Origin of the sequence: Humibacillus sp. DSM 29435, from assembly GCF_001758225.1 — a bacterium.
GTDB lineage: Bacteria > Actinomycetota > Actinomycetes > Actinomycetales > Dermatophilaceae > DSM-29435.
Window position 1 is genome coordinate 72,920 of record NZ_MAST01000004.1, and the last position, 16,790, is coordinate 89,709.

General features: G+C 71.0%; 15 protein-coding genes and 2 riboswitches. Of the genes, 8 read left to right on the forward strand and 7 right to left on the reverse strand.

Annotated features, from left to right (window positions below):
• Positions 1 to 13: 13 nt before the first annotated feature.
• Positions 14 to 152: riboswitch (cobalamin riboswitch) on the reverse strand.
• Positions 153 to 218: 66 nt separating this feature from the next.
• The gene (locus BA895_RS04175) at positions 219 to 719 is read left to right on the forward strand and encodes a hypothetical protein (RefSeq protein ID WP_070190633.1); all 501 of its coding nucleotides are present in this window, start codon (positions 219 to 221) and stop codon (positions 717 to 719) included.
• Here BA895_RS04175 and BA895_RS04180 read toward each other — a convergent pair.
• Genes BA895_RS04180 through BA895_RS04195 form a run of 4 tightly spaced genes read right to left on the reverse strand, consistent with a single transcriptional unit; the run spans position 706 to position 3,448 of the window.
• Positions 706 to 1,506 carry a hypothetical protein gene (locus tag BA895_RS04180; protein ID WP_070190634.1) on the reverse strand — a complete coding sequence of 267 codons (801 nt, stop codon included), beginning with the start codon at positions 1,504 to 1,506 and terminating at the stop codon, positions 706 to 708. The two genes, BA895_RS04175 and BA895_RS04180, sit on opposite strands and share 14 nt — an antisense overlap.
• Positions 1,503 to 1,994, reverse strand: a complete 492-nt coding sequence (locus tag BA895_RS04185; RefSeq protein ID WP_070190635.1) for a hypothetical protein — start codon at positions 1,992 to 1,994, stop codon at positions 1,503 to 1,505. Before BA895_RS04185 ends, BA895_RS04180 begins: the two co-directional genes overlap by 4 nt.
• Positions 1,991 to 2,359, reverse strand: coding sequence for a hypothetical protein (locus BA895_RS04190; RefSeq protein WP_070190636.1), 369 nt, complete (start codon positions 2,357 to 2,359; stop codon positions 1,991 to 1,993). The genes BA895_RS04185 and BA895_RS04190 overlap by 4 nt, the downstream gene beginning before the upstream one ends.
• A 9-nt stretch (positions 2,360 to 2,368) precedes the next feature.
• Positions 2,369 to 3,448, reverse strand: coding sequence for a hypothetical protein (locus tag BA895_RS04195; protein WP_139142508.1), 1,080 nt, complete (start codon positions 3,446 to 3,448; stop codon positions 2,369 to 2,371).
• Positions 3,449 to 3,552: 104 nt separating this feature from the next.
• Between BA895_RS04195 and cbiE the strand changes: the two genes are divergently transcribed.
• The 6 genes from cbiE to BA895_RS04230 all read left to right on the forward strand — a co-directional run bounded on the left by cbiE (position 3,553) and on the right by BA895_RS04230 (position 9,395).
• Positions 3,553 to 4,818 carry a precorrin-6y C5,15-methyltransferase (decarboxylating) subunit CbiE gene (cbiE, locus tag BA895_RS04200; RefSeq protein ID WP_070190638.1) on the forward strand — a complete coding sequence of 422 codons (1,266 nt, stop codon included), beginning with the start codon at positions 3,553 to 3,555 and terminating at the stop codon, positions 4,816 to 4,818.
• On the forward strand, positions 4,815 to 5,570 hold the full coding sequence (locus tag BA895_RS04205; protein WP_070190639.1) for a cobalt-precorrin-4/precorrin-4 C(11)-methyltransferase: 756 nt from the start codon (positions 4,815 to 4,817) through the stop codon (positions 5,568 to 5,570). The genes cbiE and BA895_RS04205 overlap by 4 nt, the downstream gene beginning before the upstream one ends.
• Before the next feature lie 154 nt (positions 5,571 to 5,724).
• A complete protein-coding gene (locus tag BA895_RS04210; RefSeq protein WP_070190640.1) occupies positions 5,725 to 6,552 on the forward strand; it encodes a formate/nitrite transporter family protein in 828 nt (275 codons plus the stop codon).
• A gap of 323 nt (positions 6,553 to 6,875) precedes the next feature.
• Positions 6,876 to 8,051 carry an SGNH/GDSL hydrolase family protein gene (locus tag BA895_RS04220; protein ID WP_070190642.1) on the forward strand — a complete coding sequence of 392 codons (1,176 nt, stop codon included), beginning with the start codon at positions 6,876 to 6,878 and terminating at the stop codon, positions 8,049 to 8,051.
• A 111-nt stretch (positions 8,052 to 8,162) separates the two neighbouring features.
• Positions 8,163 to 8,711, forward strand: a complete 549-nt coding sequence (locus tag BA895_RS04225) for a hypothetical protein (protein WP_070190643.1) — start codon at positions 8,163 to 8,165, stop codon at positions 8,709 to 8,711.
• An 81-nt stretch (positions 8,712 to 8,792) separates the two neighbouring features.
• Positions 8,793 to 9,395: an AAA family ATPase gene (locus BA895_RS04230; protein ID WP_070190644.1), complete on the forward strand. Its 603-nt coding sequence runs from the start codon at positions 8,793 to 8,795 to the stop codon at positions 9,393 to 9,395.
• On the opposite strand, the gene BA895_RS04235 is transcribed toward BA895_RS04230, so the two are convergent.
• Genes BA895_RS04235 through BA895_RS04245 form a run of 3 tightly spaced genes read right to left on the reverse strand, consistent with a single transcriptional unit; the run spans position 9,347 to position 12,743 of the window.
• Entirely contained in the window at positions 9,347 to 10,909 is a 1,563-nt protein-coding gene (locus BA895_RS04235; protein ID WP_175442249.1) for a precorrin-2 C(20)-methyltransferase, read from the reverse strand. The genes BA895_RS04230 and BA895_RS04235 overlap by 49 nt on opposite strands.
• Positions 10,906 to 11,607, reverse strand: coding sequence for a precorrin-8X methylmutase (locus BA895_RS04240; RefSeq protein WP_070190645.1), 702 nt, complete (start codon positions 11,605 to 11,607; stop codon positions 10,906 to 10,908). Before BA895_RS04240 ends, BA895_RS04235 begins: the two co-directional genes overlap by 4 nt.
• Positions 11,604 to 12,743 (reverse strand): precorrin-3B synthase, encoded by a 1,140-nt coding sequence (locus BA895_RS04245; protein WP_254666314.1) that lies wholly within the window; start codon positions 12,741 to 12,743, stop codon positions 11,604 to 11,606. The genes BA895_RS04240 and BA895_RS04245 overlap by 4 nt, the downstream gene beginning before the upstream one ends.
• 83 nt (positions 12,744 to 12,826) lie before the next feature.
• Positions 12,827 to 12,952, forward strand: a riboswitch (cobalamin riboswitch).
• A gap of 39 nt (positions 12,953 to 12,991) precedes the next feature.
• Here BA895_RS04245 and cobN point away from each other — a divergent pair.
• Entirely contained in the window at positions 12,992 to 16,732 is a 3,741-nt protein-coding gene (cobN, locus tag BA895_RS04250) for a cobaltochelatase subunit CobN (protein ID WP_083282954.1), read from the forward strand.
• Positions 16,733 to 16,790: the final 58 nt, after the last annotated feature.

Below are 16,790 nucleotides of genomic sequence, written 5' to 3' on the forward strand. Positions count from 1 at the left end.
CTGACCGCACCCGAAGGAGTGCGGTGGTGACGGGAGACGTTCTGACTGCCACCCCGATCGGCCTGGGGTGGTTCACAGTGGCGGGACCGCTCCGGATTCTCACCGGATTCCTCTCCAGTCGCCGATCGCAGTCTGTCAGACGCTGGCGTGGCCGCGCCCTACGGCGTCCACCACTTGGCCGGATGCCGTCGAGGAGGCAGACGTGGCAGGGTGTCGTCATGCCCGCCACCGAGCTCGACACCACGAGCTGGACCTCCTTCGAGTCGACCCTCGCCCTGCGGCTGCGCCAGCTCGACGACCCGGATTTCATCACGGTCGCGGAGGCCTCCTTCGTGTACGAGCCGCCGGCGAAGCGTGGCCTGTTCGGCCGGGTGTTGGGCGGCGTGTTCGGCAGCGACGAGCCGGTCGACGGGGGCGCGTTCGTGCAGGCCCACCGTGCGGGAGCGCTCCTCTACGCCGAATGTGTCGGCTCACGGTCGTTCGGTGGGCGCCACGCCTGGACCCCTGACCAGGAGGCTGCGCTCGAACGCGTCGGCTGGGTGCACCGCCCAGCGTTGATCGGCGAGGAGGTCTACGTCATGGGAGCCGGCGCCGATCCCGCGCTCAACGGGCACGTGCCCGTCGGGGACGCTCCGGCGGTGGCGGCGCTCATGGTCGCCGCGATGCGAGACGTCGTGGGCACCGCCCACCCGGCTACGCTCGAGATCAGGTTCGGCTGACGGCTCGGTCGGGCTGAACGAGCAGCCCCGGTGACAGGTCGTCGTCGCCGGGCAGCATCCCGCTGAGCAGGCGCCACACCTCGGTGGGTGTGACGGCCACCAGCATCGGCCCCGAGTCGTCGACGTCGACCCGCAGCAGCCCGGCGCTCGTGTCGAGCACCGCCAGGCGGCGACCGGATGACGCGGATGCCGCCCCGCCGGCCCGCTCGGGCCAGGTGACATCGACGACCCAGAACCGCCAGTCGCCGGCAGACACTGCGGCCGACCACGCCGGCCAGACCGACGCCGTCGTGGAGACGAGAGCCTGCGCGGCCGCTGCTCTGGGAGCGGCCTTGTGGGCAGCGAGCCCGTCGAGCACCGCCTCGGTCACCGGTACGCGTCCAGCCGGCAGGTGCGGACGAAGACCGAGCCGGGTCAGCCGGGCCACGAGCGTCGGCACGAACTCGGTGCCGACGGCGGCGAAGTCGTACGAGCCGTCACCGAGGTCGGCGAGCACGGCCGAGACGACCGACAACCACCCCTGGTGCAGCTGGCGGCCGGCCGCGCCGGCGACGACGAGATGCACCATCGCGATGGGCCGTTGCACGGCCGCCAGGGCGGGTCGCAGCGCCTCATGCACGACGCCGTCGACCAGCGCACCCGAGGTTCGCAAAGGGGCAAGCGGCGTGACGTCGGAGGCCGGTGCCGAGCCGGGGGGTGAGGGCGAGTCGAACTCACGACACAGCGTCTCGAAGGTGGTCGCGTCGAGGCGGATCCGACCCGAGGCGGGGTCGAAGACGGGGTTCACGACACGCCCCCCGCCGTCGGGGCACCGGTCGGGTGGGCGACGTGGGGGTCGATGCGCAGGTGCCGGGCCGACTGTTCGAGCTGGGCGCCGGCCGTGGCAAACGCCAGGGTGGCGCACGAGGCGCTCAGCGTGACCCCGCGCCCGTCGAGCAGGGTCATCCACTGCTGCACCGTGACCGACTGGTTCTCGGCCGTCGCGTGGGTGGCGAGCCGGCGGGCGCCGGGGTGGCCACCCACCGTCATCCGCTCGAGGTCGAGCAGCAGGTAGTCGTGCAGCTCACCCGCGAGGAAGACGTCGGTGCCCTTCTGCCAGTCGCCGAACGACATCGCGACCTCGGTCACGGTGACCACGAGGTTCGCCCGGAAGAGCCCTTCCTGCTCGGGTTCCACGACGACGAGCTCGATGCCGGGGTAGGGGTCGGACACCTGTTCCCAGCCGTCGGGCACCTCGACCGAGACGAAGCCTCCGGCCAGCTCGAGAGTGTTCATCGCTTCCTCCGGTTCGTCAGCCCGAGAACCCGGCTCTCGAGCAGCGTGGTCTGCTCGTCACGGGCCCAGCGGGGCGGGTACCACTTCGGGATCGGGAGGAACAAGGCTCCCCAGAGGGCGAGGATGCCGCCGAGGCCGGCGAGCGGCACGAACCAGAAGGTCCAGTCGGCGCCGCTTCCGCTGCGATGGGTCGAGAGAAAGCCGGCCGCGAACAGGATCAGCCCGACCCCCGGAAGCCAGAACAGGGCAGCGCTCTCGTGGAGGCGGCTGCCCACCCACCACCTCGACCGTCGACTCACGCCGCTGCGAGACCAGCCGGCCACCGCGAGCAGGGCGCACCCAGCGAGACTGAGGACGAAGGGCATTGGTCGACCCTAGTCCCAGAAGGTCAGAGCGTCGCCGACATCGCCGGCGAAGTCACCGACCGCCCCGGCCGCGTCGGCGATACCCCCGCCCGCCCACTCGGCGAAGTCTCCTACCGGGCCGACGATCTGCTGCCCCACGAAGTCGCCGACCATCCCGCCGAGGCCGCCGCCGACGAAACCGCCGATCAGGCCACCGACGACCGCACCGACCGGGCCGCCCACCGCGGCTCCGATGAGCGCGCCGCCCTGGGCCCCGGCCCACGCGCCGCCCCAGCTGCCCGCCGCGGTGGTGAGACCCATCGTGCCGGCCCGGGCTGCTTTCTCGGTCGTGCCCATGCTCGGGTCGCCGGAGTCCTGGTTCCACTGGCTGAACGCGGCGGTGCCGAACGAGAGCACCGTGCCGGCGCGGGTGGCCCACTTGGCCGCCGTTCCCCACTTTGCGAAGTTGCCGGCCTGGTTGGACTTGGCCACCCAGGTCGAGTCGGAGCGCATCGACCAGGCACGCGCCCAGGTGCCGGTGGGACGCGTGATGTAGGCGCCGTTGGCGCCCCGCGGCCGCCAGTCGCCGATACCCACCTTGCGCATGTAGTCGCTGGTCGCACCCAGGCCGAGCAGGGCGTTCGCTCCGATGAGGCCCGGCCAGGCGAGGGGCCCGGCGTCATCGTCGGGCGCCAGGCCCGACGACTCGAGGTAGTCGTCCCAGAAGCCGGCGGCCTGCGGCTCACCGCCTCCGGGAGCACCTCCGGGAGTACCACTGGGGCCACCTCCTCCGAGCGGAAGGGGGGCGTCGGTGAGCTGCGCGTTCGTGCTGCCGCCCTCGCCGCTCGTGCCTCGCTGGGCTGCGGCGTTCTGGGTCAGCCGGGCGCTGAGGGTGGTCAGGTGGGTGCCGAAGCCGTCGATCTGCGCCTCGATCGCCGGCCACTGGCTGATGAGGGACTGGAGGTTGTCGCCGCTCCAGTTGCCACGCAGCGAGCCGAGCACGCCGCTGACGGTGTTGCGCATCGCTGTGCACTCTCGAGCCGAGGCCGTGAGCACCGCCGCTGAGCGGTCGAGCGCATCGGGGTCAGAGCCCTTCTTGAAGATCGCCACCGCCACCCCTCCCTTCGGTCGGCTCGACCCTACGGCGACGCGGGTCAGGTCGCGATGGGGAGCACTCCCCATCGCGTCGCCGGCGCGTCGCTAGGGTCTGCTCTGTGGTCGTCGGCTCGGGAGCAGTCATCGAGGTCGTCGGCGTCGGCGCCGCCGGGCTGTCGTCGCTCGGCGAGCTCGAACGCGCCCTGGTCGCGGCGGCCGAGGTGGTCATCGGCGGAGAGCGGCACCTCGAGATGATCGAACCGGCATCCGGCCAAGACCTCGTGACCTGGCCGGTGCCCCTGAAGCCGGCGCTCCCCTCGCTCGTGGAGTCGTGGGGTGAGCGCCGGGTTGTGGTGCTCGCCAGCGGAGACCCGCTGGTGTCGGGCATCGGCTCGACGCTCATCGAGCTGCTGGGGGCAAGCCGCGTGCGGGTGCACCCGGCCGTGTCGTCGGCAGCGCTCGCGAGGGCGCGGATGGGGTGGAGCGCCGAGGAGTCGGAGGTCGTGACGCTGGTCGGTCGCGATGTCGACCGGCTGCGACGCGACCTCTCGCGCCGGGCTCGGCTGATCGTGCTCACCAGCGGTGCGGGTGGTCCCGCCCTGGTGGCCGGGCTGCTTGTCGACGAGGGCTACGCCGCCAGCCGCATCACCGTGCTCGGCGACCTCGGGTCGGTCGCCGAGTCACGCACCGACGGAATGGCCAGAACGTGGGACGGGCGTCTCACCCCTCGTCTCTACATCGTGTGCGTCGAGTGTCGCCCCGACGCTGGGGAACGGGTCGCCCGGTCGCTCGTTCCCGGTCTCGTGGATGCCGCCTACGAGCACGACGGACAGCTGACCAAGCGTGTCGTGCGGGCAGCAGCGCTCGCCCACCTGGCTCCCCAGCCGGGAGACGTGATGTGGGACCTGGGCGCCGGGGCCGGTTCGGTGGGAATCGAGTTCGCTCGCCAGCACCCTCGCAACCGGGTGTACGCCGTCGAGCGCGACCCGGAGCGGGCCGAGAGGGTCAGACGCAATGCCCGCTCGCTCGGGGTGCCGGGGCTGAGCGTCGTCGAGGGTGAGTCTTCCGGCCTGCTGGCCGAGCTGCCCACGCCGGATGCCGTGTTCATCGGGGGCGGCGCGACGACCTCCGTCGTCGAGCTGGCGTGGCGGGCGTTGTCGCCCGGCGGGCGGCTGGTCGTGCACGGCGTGACGGTCGAGACCGAGCAGGTGCTGGTCGCTTCGCGGCTGGCCCACGGGGGCTCACTGTCGCGAATCAGTGTCGAGGACCTCGAGCCGATCGGCTCCTTCACGGGCTGGAGGCCGGCCCGTGCGGTGGTGCAGTGGAGCGTGAGCAAGCCTGCCGCTCAGCCCAGCCAGGGCTATCGAGGGGACGACGACCGATGACAGTGCACTTCATCGGCGCCGGGCCCGGCGCTGCCGATCTGCTCACCCTGCGCGCCGTTCGGCTCATCGGTGAGTCGCCGGTGTGCCTCTACGCCGGCACCTACATCGGCGAGGAGGTGCTGGCCCACTGCCCCGAGGGGGCCACGCTGGTCGACACCGCGCACCTGCACCTCGACGCGATCATCGCCTACTGCGTCGCAGCACACGAGAGAGGGCACGACGTCGCCCGGTTGTGCTCGGGCGACCCGTCGCTGTACTCGGCCGTCGCCGAGCAGACTCGCCGACTCGACCGAGCCGGGGTGGGTTGGGACGTCACACCCGGGGTTCCGGCCTACGCGGCGGCCGCAGCGCTCATCGGGCGGGAGCTCACGGTGCCCGAGCTGGCGCAGACGGTCGTGCTCACCCGGGCGCAGCGCGAATCGACGAAAATGCCTGACACAGAAGCGCTTTCGCATTTCGCCAAGTCGCAGGCCACCTTGGCGATCCACCTCGCCATCCGACAGACGCGCGAGATCGCGGCATCGCTGGTCGACGACTACGGCCACGACTGCCCGGTCGTCGTGGTCGCGAACGCCGAACAGGTGTCACAGGTGGTGCTGCGCGGCACCCTCGCCGACATCGCCGGTCAGGTCGAGGCGGCCGGCCTGCGTCAGGCCGCCATCATCCTCGTGGGGCGCGCGCTGGCCCGTGACGACGCCGACGCCGTGGAGTCCCACCTCTACGGCGCCCGCTCCAGGCCGAACGTCCCCTGACTCTGACCGGCTCGCTTCGGGCGAAACTGGCGCTGCTCCGACCGTCGCTCGAACCGGGCCCTGGGCGCCACGTGACGGGCCGTGACCGAGCGGTGCGAGTCGGCGGATAACGTGCCGTCATGATTTCACCTTCTTCCGGGCTCAGGCCCCGATCGTGAGCCGGCCGTCCGGTGACTCCGACGACGTCGTCGCGCCGAAGGGCTCTCGGGCCGAGCCCGAGCTCGAGGAGACCTACGACCGCCTGGTCGAGGAAGGTCATGAACGGCTCGACCGGCCCCTGCTTCCGCTGCTGTCGACCGGCCTGCTGGGTGGGGTCGACGTAGGGGTCGGCGTGCTGATCTACCTCGTGGTGGAGGCGAAGACCGGCAACGCCTTGCTCGCCTCGATGGCGTTCTCGATCGGCTTCGTGGCCCTGCTGTTGGCCAACAGCGAGCTGTTCACCGAGAACTTCCTGGTGCCGGTGATCTCGGTGGTCGCCAAGAAGGGGACGCTCAAGCAGCTGATCAGGCTGTGGGTCGTCACGCTGGCGGCCAACCTGGTCGGGGGCTTCGCCATGGCGGGGATGATCGTCGTGGCGCTTCCCGACGTTCATGAGGTGGCCGTCAAGACCGGCTCGCACTACGCCCACCTCGGTGTCTCGTGGCGCTCGTTCTTTCTCGCGGTGCTCGCCGGAACGGTGATCACGTTGTTGACGCGGATGCAGCACGCGACCGAGAGCATTGGGGTCCGGCTGGTGCCCGCAGTGCTCATGTCGTTCGTGCTTGTCGGCGCCCAGCTCTTTCACTCGGTGCTGGACTCGATCCTGATGTTCGCCGGGCTTCTCACCGGCAGGGCCGACTACGGCTACCTCGACTGGCTCGGGGCCCTCGGGTGGTCGGCGTTCGGCAACCTGGTGGGCGGGCTCGTGCTCGTGACCGGCATCCGTCTGCTTCGGATCCCCCACCGCATCGCCGAGAGCCGCGAGCAGGGGCAGACCGGCTGAACCCGTGCATCTCACGAGATCGGCTTTGAGCGCGTCACCCTCGCCGGGCTCGCGAACGCGTACCGCGACCACCCCGGCCGGTTCGCCGCCACGCCGGCCTCGCTCGACTCCGAGACCGCCCGGGCCAGCGACGGTCCCCGCCACACTGCTGGGCAGCACGCTTCGTGGCGTCATCACCCTGGAGACGAGCGGCAGCGTCGACCGCAGCGCCCCCGAACCGTCGCAGAGCTGGACGCGCATCGTCGACGCCCTCGACACGCTGCTGTCCAGCTGGCCGAAACGCTGAAACCCACCCTGATCCCACGACGAGACGAAGAAGCACCATGACCTCCCACCACCTGACCACCGTTCCACTCACGACGGCCCTCGTTCTCGGTGCCGTCGAGCTCGAACCGACCGAGGTCGGCGTGATACCGCACCGGCTTCCGGCGTGGGCGCGTGCACAGTGCGCCGATCCGCAGCTCGCAATGGTGGAGAGCCAGCCCTCCGGCGTGCACCTCGCCTTCCGCACAGCGGCGACAGTGATCGAGCTCGACGTGCAACGGTCGCGCACCACGTTCCGGGGCATCCCCGCCCGCCCCGACGGCATCCTCGAGCTCGTCATCGACGGCGACCTCGTCGCGCACTCCGCCACCTCCGGGGGCACCACGATCACGATCGACATGACCACCGGGGCCTGCGAGACGGAGGTCGGAGCGGTGACCAGAGCCCGCTTCACCGACCTGTCGCACGCGATGAAGAACGTAGAGATCTGGCTTCCGCACAACGAGCGGATCGAGCTGCTCGAGCTGCGCTGCAACGCACCCGCTGAGCCCGGACCGGCTCGCACACGTGCAGTGTGGGTACACCACGGGAGCTCCATCAGCCACGGCTCGAACGCCACCCGACCGACCGGTATCTGGCCCGTCGTCGCGGCCCGCCTGGCTGACCTCGAGCTGGTCAACCTCGGCCTGGGCGGCAGCGCGCTCCTTGACCCGTTCACCGCCCGGACCATCCGAGACTCTGCTGCAGACCTCATCAGCCTCAAGCTCGGGATCAACCTCGTCAACGCCGACCTGATGCGCCTGCGTGCCTTCGGTCCGGCCGTGCACGGCTTCCTCGACACGATCCGGGAAGGTCATCCCACCACCCCGCTGCTCGTCGTCTCTGCGACGTACTGCGCGATCCACGAGCACACCCCCGGCCCGTGCGCCTTCGACCTCGATGCCCTCGCCAAGGGCACGCTCCGGTTCCGCGCCACGGGTGACCCCGCTGAGCGCGCGGCCGGGAAGCTCACCCTGGCCGTGATCCGTGACGAGCTGGCGCGCATCGTCGCCGAGCGGCAACCCACCGACCCCAACCTGCACTACCTCGACGGACGACGGCTCTACGCCGAGAGCGACACCGACGCCCATCCGCTTCCCGACGGTCTTCACCCCGACGCGGCAACCCATCAGCTGATGGGCGAGAGATTCGCACGCGCAGCCGCAGCAGACGGCCTTCGGTCACTGGTCACCTGATCGACCCCGCCCGCGACACCCTTGCTCTTGGGGCACCGACCTCGCGGTAGCGGAGGTTGTACTGCCGAAGTGCCGTGGCGGTCAGGGAGCAGTCGGTGCGACGATGAAGAGATGGAACGGGTTCTCTTCGCCGGGCTAGGTGGCTCGGGTAAGACCACGCTGGCCCGAGCGGTGGCTGCGCGCCTCGACCTGCCCCTGACCATCCTGGACGATCTGTACTACGGCCCGGGCCCGGCGATGCGTGACGACTTCGTCGACGCGATCGACGCCGTCACCAGCGGAAGCCGATGGGTCATCGACTCTCAAGGCGCACCGCTGAGCTCGCCGGCGCCACCGATCCACCGAGAGCTGATGTGGGACCGAGCCGACACCGTGATCTGGCTGGACTACCCGAAGTGGGTCGTGCTGGCTCGGGGTTTCAAGCGACACGTGATGCGCGTGCTGACGCGGCAACCGTTGTGGCACGGCTACGTGGAGAGGTTCCGCGACTGGTTCGACCCCGGGCATCCGCTCCGGCGCGCGTGGTCGAGCCACCGACTGCGCCGTGTGCAGCTGACCGAGCGAACCACAGACCCACGATGGCAGCCCCTGACCGTGGTGCGGTTGCGTCATCCGGGTGAGGCCGCTGCCCTTCTCGCAGCGTTGCCCCAGCCGGACTGAGCGCCCTGCGCCAAACACGGGGGAGTCGCCGGGCACGGATCCCGCAGTCGGCCCTCGGTCCCGCCGTGGCAGCATCCAGCCATGACTGACTCGCTGCTTCCGCAGAACGGGGCTCTCGTGCTCTCGGGCGCGCCGGGAGCCGGCAAGACGACCGTGGCCCGGGCCGTGGCCGCCAGCCTGACGCATTCGGCCATCGTGGCCGGAGACGACGTCTCACGAATGGTCGCGAGCGGGTGGGTGGGGCCGGTGGGAGAGCCGGCCGACGAGGCAGAGCGGCAGCTGCTGCTGAGGGCGCGCAACATCTGCAGCCTCGCGAACAACTTCTCCGAAGCCGGCTTCTTCCCGATCATCGAGCACGTGGTGCCCGACCCGCAGGTGCTGGGTCGCATGATCGAGTGGCTGGTGCCCCGCCCCGTGCTGTTCGTGACGCTGGCCCCGAGCCACGCCGTCACGGTTCAGCGCAACACCACGCGGCCAGCCCGTGAGCAGATCGACTACGACACGTCCGCGCTGCACGAGCAGCTGACGGTCATGCGCGACCTGGGCTGGTGGCTCGACACCTCGGCGCAGGATGCCGCTGAGACCGTCGACCTGATCCTGGCCGACGCGGCGACCCGGGCCGAGGTCTCGAGCGCTCAGGTGGAAGAGGTGGTTTCGGCCATGAAGCGGGGGGTCCACACCTGACCGCGCTCGGTCACGATCGTGCCGCTCGCCCCGACGATGACGAGGCACGACATGTCGATGCTCGCCGGGTCGAGGTCGCCCAGTGTCGTCACGGTCAGCGCCTCGCCCGCACGACCCACGTCACGCCCGACGACGACGACCGTGCTGGCGGAGCGCACCTCGAGAAGCACCGCTCTGGCCAGGGCCATCTGCTCGGTTCGGCTTCGTGAAGCCGGGTTGTACAGCGCGACCACCAGGTCGGCGCCGGCGGCTGCCCGCAGCCGGGCCTCGATGACCGACCAGGGCTTGAGCCGGTCGCTGAGCGACATGACGGCGAAGTCGCCGCCGAGCGGTGCGCCGGCTCGAGCCGCCACGGCCTGCGCCGCGGTCACGCCAGGCAGCACCCGGATCGTCACGTCGCCGAAGGCCCCGTCGTCGGCCGCCTCGAAGAGAGCCGACGCCATCCCGAACACGCCGGCGTCGCCACCGGAGACGACGGCGACGCGCTCCCCCTTCCGCGCGAGCTCGAGGGCATGGCGGGCGCGATCGACCTCGACGGTGTTGCCCGAGGCGTGCCGGGTCAGCCCCGCACGCTGTGGCACGCGGTTCACGTAGGGGGCGTAACCGACGACGTGGTCGACCTCGGCCAGCGCAGCAGACACCTCAGGGGTCAGCCACCGGTCAGGGCCCGGCCCGAGACCGACCACCACGACCTCACCGCCCGGATGCCGCTCACCCAGCGTGACGGCATCCGCCGAGGCCACTTGCGCTGCAGTCGAGCTCGACGCCGCTCGACCAGCCGCGTCGGAACGCTGATCTCGCCCTGGCACAACGATCATCGACATGTAGGGCACGGAGCAGGGGTCGACGTCGGCCACGCGAAGCACCCGCTCCGAGTCAGAGCTGGCGCGCTCGACGTAGCGGGCGTCGTCGAGGCGGCCCGCCTGCCGAAGGGCCTCACGAACCCCCTCGAAGGTGCGACCGAGCTTCATGATGACGGCGGCCTCGGTGTCGGCCAGACGCCGGGCCAGCTCGGGAACCGGGAGCGTCCCCGGCAGAATCGTGAGCACGTCCTCATGACGACACAGGCCCGTGGCGACGGCCGCCGTGGAGCCGCTCACCGAGGTCACGCCGGGCACGACCGCGGCATCGTAGCGGGTCGCGAGACGGTCGTGAAGGTACATGTAGGTGCCGTAGAAGAGGGGGTCGCCCTCGGCGATGACGGCGACGTTGCGCCCTGAGTCGAGATGGGCGGCAAGGCGATCCGCCGACTCGTCGTAGAAGTCGGACATCAGCCCGTGGTAGCCGAGGGGGTGGTCGGTGGAGCCGGTCGTCACCGGGTAGACGAAGAGCTCCTCGATCGCGTCGGGGCGGAAGTAGCCGACGGCGATGCGGCGGGCGATCGAGTCGCCGCGGGTGCCGCTGTGGAAGGCCACGACGTCGGCCTCACCGAGGATGCGGGCTGCTTTCACGGTGACGAGCTCGGGGTCTCCAGGCCCGACGCCGACTCCGCGCAGCCAGCCGAGCCCGCTCACAGCTCGTCCTCCTGCGCCAGCGCGTTGAGGGCCGACGCCGCGAGCGCCGACCCGCCCCGGCGGCCGTGCACGACGAGCCACGGAATGTCGAACGGGTTCTCGGTGAGGGCCACCTTCGACTCGGCCGAGCCGATGAAACCGACGGGGATGCCGACGATCGCGGCGGGGCGAGGCCCGCCGTCGGCGATCCGCTCGAGCAGGTGGAACAGGGCCGTGGGGGCGTTGCCGATGGCGACGACGGCCCCTTCGAGCCGGTCGTCCCAGAGCGACACCGCGGCGGCCGACCTCGTGGTGCCCCACTCCCTCGCGAGGTGCGCAACCCGGCCGTCCCGCAGCGTGCAGACGACGTCGTTGTCACAGGGCAGGCGGGCGCGGGTCACGCCGGAGGCGAGCATGCCGGCATCCGTGAAGATGGTCGCGCCCGACTCGAGCGCAGAACGGGCAGCGGCGACGAGCCCGGGGTGAACCGCGATCTGCCCGGTCAGCTCGACGTCGCCACTCGCGTGCACCATGCGCACGGCCACCACTCGGGCACTCTCGGGCAGATGATCGAGGCGAGCTTCCGTTCGGATGGTTGCGAACGAGCGCCGGTAGATCTGCTGCCCGTCGCGCTCATAGTCGTAGCGGCGCGTCGGTGGGCCGAACTGCTGGTGTTCCTCGTGCTGCTCGGTCGGCGTGGCACGGGTCGAAGTGCTCATCGGTCCTCCATGGTGATCAGTTCGAGGGCCGCGTCGACCGACTTCGGCGCCAGCAGGTCGACGAACGGAGTGGTCGGGGTTCCGCACCGTCGCTCGCACCCGCTCACGTGCACAGGGAGCAACCCGACCGGCAGGCGGGGTGCGAGGTGGCGGGCCAGTGACCGGGTGTCGAGGGTCGACCTCGCGCACCCGGGCGACCCGGTGCAGGCGTGCAGCCTGACCCAGGGCGACGCAGCGCTCGTCGTGAGGCCGGCCGTCGCGAGGCGTGGCAAGGCGGCGGCGCCGTTCTCGATGACGAGCGAGCGCCAGGGGGTGATGCCCACGCGATCGGTGCAGGAGGCCAGGGCTTCGAGGTGAGCGGGGGTGAGCAGCCCGAGGGGCACACCTACGACCGCGTGATCACCCACTGCCCCGAGCGGTCGAGACACGGGCGCGGCGCCAGCGTCTCGCGGGCGATGCGAGCAGTCGGTCGGCGTGCCGATAGGGCGGTCGAGCTCGGCGACGTGCCACGACCCACCGCCGCTCGCCTCGTTCGCGCGCACGAAGTCTTGCGCGAGGTCGATGAGCAGGTCTGCAGCACCGGTGAGCGGTACCGACCAGCCGCGATCCGCAGAGCCCGCCAGCACCGTGACCCGATGGGGCCCGGTGGCGATCAGGCCGAGGTCGAAGCTCTGGCCGATCACGTCGCCCCGACCGTCATCGAGGGCGAACAGAAAGCGCCCGGGCAGGGCGGCGAGCCCGGGATCGGCACAGATCATGCTGTCCAGATCGCGGACAAGGGGTCTCAGATCTGCGTAGCCGTCACCGTCGAGACCGGTGAGCGGCGAGACGACGACATTGCGCACCAGCTCGTGGGACGGCGACGGCACCAGCCCCGTCGACACCACCGCATCCCGGGTCTCGGCCTCCAGGGGAACGGCCAGCCCGCGGATCTGCAAGGCGCCGCGGGAGGTCAGCTGAATGCTCGGATCTGACTGGTGCGCAACAATGCTCATCAAACCCTGTAGAGATGACACCGAGATGGGCAGGCCTCCGGTGCGCAGTCTCACGATGGCTCCGTCGGCGGCCAGGAAGGGACGCGAGAGCCCAGGGCAGGCGTCCGCCGCCGACCTCGGCTGCGTCTCAGGCTCGCTCACGCGGCACATCGTAGGCCCGGCGCGACGCAGGAGGCCGAGGCAGGGGGGAGGTTCTACGCGCCCGCCCCAACCGCCGCGCCGCGCCGCGCTAAGGTGTCGACAGCGTCATCGACCAGGAACCCGGTGTGAGTCCGGGACGGTCCCGCCACTGTGAACCAGCCGCACCTCGGGCCGGTGAGTCAGGAACTGCCGGCGGCGCCTCACACCCTTTCGACCGCGGGGCGCGGATACCCCGCCGAGGAGCCTTCATGACGCGTACCCCTGCTGGCGACGAGCCGGCCGGCAACCTCCCCCCGCATCCCGACGGGGCGGCATCCGGCTCGCTTCGTGTCGCGCTGCTCTCGACGTCTGACACCGACCTCGTGTGCGCCCGGGGCAGCGGGGTCGACTACGTCGTCGCCAACCCGGCGAGGCCGGGCCACACGTCGATGGCCGACGCGATCGAGGCCGCCGACGTCGTGGTCGCGCGTATCCTCGGCGGGCCGCAGGACCTCTGCGACGGGTTCCGCCGCATTCGAGGAATCGACAAGCCGATGGTCGTGCTCGGCGGCGAACAGACCCCGAACGCGGCGCTGATGGAGCTCTCGACGGTGGCCCCCGGGGTCGTCGCCCAGGCGCACGCCTACCTCGCGGAGGGTGGCGCTGCGAACCTGCGTGAGCTGCACGCGTTCCTCGGCGACACCCTGCTCATGACGGGCCAGGGTTTCTCACCACCGGCGTCGCTGCCGAAGTGGGGCCTGCTCGAGCGAGCGCAGCCGGCCACGCCCGAGACGGCAGACACGCCGCGCCCCCGGGTCGCGATCCTCTTCTACCGGGCACAGTTCGCCGCCGAGAACACCGCGTACGTGCACGCTCTGGCCGACGCGGTCGACATCGCCGGCGGTGTCGGCGAACCGATCTACGTCGCCTCCTTGCGTGATGCCCCGGCCGACCTGCTCGAACACCTCACCGGCTACGACGCCCTCATCACCACCGTGCTCGCGGCCGGTGGCACCAAGCCCGGCACGGCCGGTGCGGGGGAGGACGACGAGGCCTGGGACGTGCAGGCCCTCGCCGCCCTCGACGTGCCGATCATCCAGGGCCTGTGCCTCACCTGGAGCCGCGAACAGTGGGCCGAGAGCGACGTGGGCATGACGCCGACCGACGTCGCCACCCAGGTCGCCGTGCCCGAGTTCGACGGCCGCATCATCGGCAGCGTCTTCTCGTTCAAGGAGACCGACGCCGACGGCCTGCCGCACTACGCCCCCGATCTCGAGCGTTGCGCTCGACTGGCTGCGTTGGCGGTCAACCACGCACGGTTGCGTCACGTCGCCCCGGCCGATCGCAAGGTCGCCATCGTGCTGTCGGCCTACCCGTCGAAGCACTCACGCATCGGCAACGCCGTCGGGCTCGACACCCCCGTCTCGATCATCCGGCTGATGCGGGCCATGCGGGATGCCGGCTACGACCTGGGCGCCCCCGGCGAGATCCCCGGCACTGGGCCCCTCGAATGCGTCGACGGCGAGAGCCTCGACACCACCGCCGGCAACGCGCTCATCCACGCCCTCATCGCGGCCGGTGGGCAGGACGAGAACTGGCTGACGCAGGAGCAGCTCTCGGGGCAGCCGGTGCGTATCCCGGCCGCGCGCTACCGCGAGTGGTTCGCCCGTCAGGCGCCCGAGCTGGTCGAGGGGGTCACCCGTCACTGGGGCGCCGCGCCCGGGGAGGTCTTCGTCGACCACCACGGCGCGGGAGGTGACCCCGACGGCGAGCTCGTCGCCGCCTCGATCAGGGCCGGCAACGTCGTCGTGCTCGTGCAGCCGCCCCGCGGCTTCGGCGAGAACCCGATCGCGATCTACCACGACCCTGACCTGCCGCCCACCCACCACTACCTGGCCGTGTACGACTGGCTGGCGAGGGAGTTCGGTGCCCACGCCATCGTGCACATGGGCAAGCACGGCAACCTCGAGTGGCTGCCGGGCAAGAACCTCGCCCTGTCGGCGGCGTGCGGCCCCGACGCGACGATCGGCTCGATCCCGCTGGTCTATCCCTTTCTCGTCAACGACCCGGGTGAGGGCAGCCAGGCCAAGCGGCGCGCCCACGCGACGATCATCGACCACCTGGTGCCGCCGATGGCCCGAGCCGAGAGCTACGGCGACATCGCCCGTCTCGAGCAGCTGCTCGACGAGTACGGCAACGTCATCGCGATGGACCCGGTCAAGGCGCCGGCTCTGCGCGCCGAGATCTGGACCCTCATCCAGGCCGCGAAGATGGACCACGACCTGGGCCTGACCGACCGCCCTGATGACGACGCCTTCGACGAGTTCGTGATGCACGTCGACGGCTGGCTGTGCGAGGTCAAGGACGTGCAGATCCGCGACGGGCTGCACACGCTCGGCGAGGCCCCGGAGGGGGAGGGTCTGGCCAACCTCGTGCTCGCGATGCTGCGCGCCAACCAGGTCTTCGCCGGCTCGGTCGGGGCGGTCCCGGGGCTGCGGGCCGCGATGGGGCTCACCGAAGGTGACGGCAACCGGTCGGAGGTCGACGACGCGGAGGCGATGGCCAGTGCCATGGTGCACGCCTTGGCCGAATCGGGCTGGGACGCAACGGCGGTCACCGAGATTGTGGACAGGCAGATGGGCGACCGGCTGACGTCCGAGCAGCACGACGCGGTCTGCCGCTCGCTGACCTTCGCGTGCCACGAGGTGGTGCCTCGACTGCGAGGCACGGCGGGCGAGATCGACGCGGTGCTGCACGCTCTCGACGGTGGCTACACCCCTGCCGGGCCGTCGGGCTCACCGCTGCGCGGGCTGGTCAACGTGCTGCCCACGGGCCGCAACTTCTACTCCGTCGACCCCAAGGCGATCCCGTCGCGGCTGGCCTGGGAGACCGGACAGGCGATGGCCGACTCGTTGCTGCAGCGACACCTCGACGACACCGGTGAATGGCCGCGGTCGATCGGGCTGTCGGTGTGGGGCACCTCGGCGATGCGCACCTCGGGCGACGACATCGCCGAGGTGCTGGCGCTCATGGGGGTGCGCCCCCAGTGGGACGAGATGTCGCGGCGGGTCGTCGGCCTGGGTGCGATCCCCCTGTCCGAGCTCGGTCGCCCCCGCGTCGACGTCACGGTGCGTATCTCCGGCTTCTTCCGCGACGCGTTCCCCCACGTCATCGTCATGCTCGACGACGCCGTGCAGCTCGTCGCGGGCCTCGACGAGACTCACGAAGACAACTTCGTCAAGGCCCACGTGGCCGACGACCTCGCCGAGCATGGCGACGAGCGCCGCGCCACGACAAGGATCTTCGGCTCCAAGCCCGGCTCGTACGGCGCCGGCATCCTGCCGCTCATCGAGGCGGGCAACTGGCGCTCCGACGCCGACCTCGCGGAGGTCTACGCCACGTGGGGCGGCTTCGCCTACGGCAAGGGGCTCGACGGCATCCCGGCCCGCGGCGACATGGAGCGCAACTACGCCCGCATGGACGTCGCGGCCAAGAACATCGACACGCGTGAGCACGACATCGCCGACAGTGACGACTACTTCCAGTACCACGGTGGCATGGTCGCCACCGTGCGCGCGCTGACCGGGCGCGAGCCGAAGGCCTACGTCGGTGACTCGACCACGCCGGATGCCGTGCGCACCCGGTCGCTGGGCGAGGAGACGGCCCGAGTTTTCCGGGCCCGCGTCATCAACCCGCGGTGGATCGCTGCGATGCGAAAGCACGGCTACAAGGGCGCCTTCGAGCTCGCGGCGACGGTCGACTATCTCTTCGGCTTCGACGCGACCGCCGGCGTGGTGACCGACTGGATGTACGAACAGCTTGCGCAGACGTACGTGCTCGACAAGGAGAACCGCGACTTCGTGCAGCACGCGAACCCGTGGGCGTTGCAGGGCATGATCGAGCGGCTGCACGAGGCGGTCGAGCGCGGGCTGTGGGCCGAGCCCGACCCGCAGGTACTGGCCGATCTGCAACAGGTCTTTCTCGACGTCGAGGGCGACCTCGAGAGCTGAGGCCCCTGGGGCGCGACCAGCAACCGCGGCGCCGGGTCGCCGCCGACCCCTCTCGGGC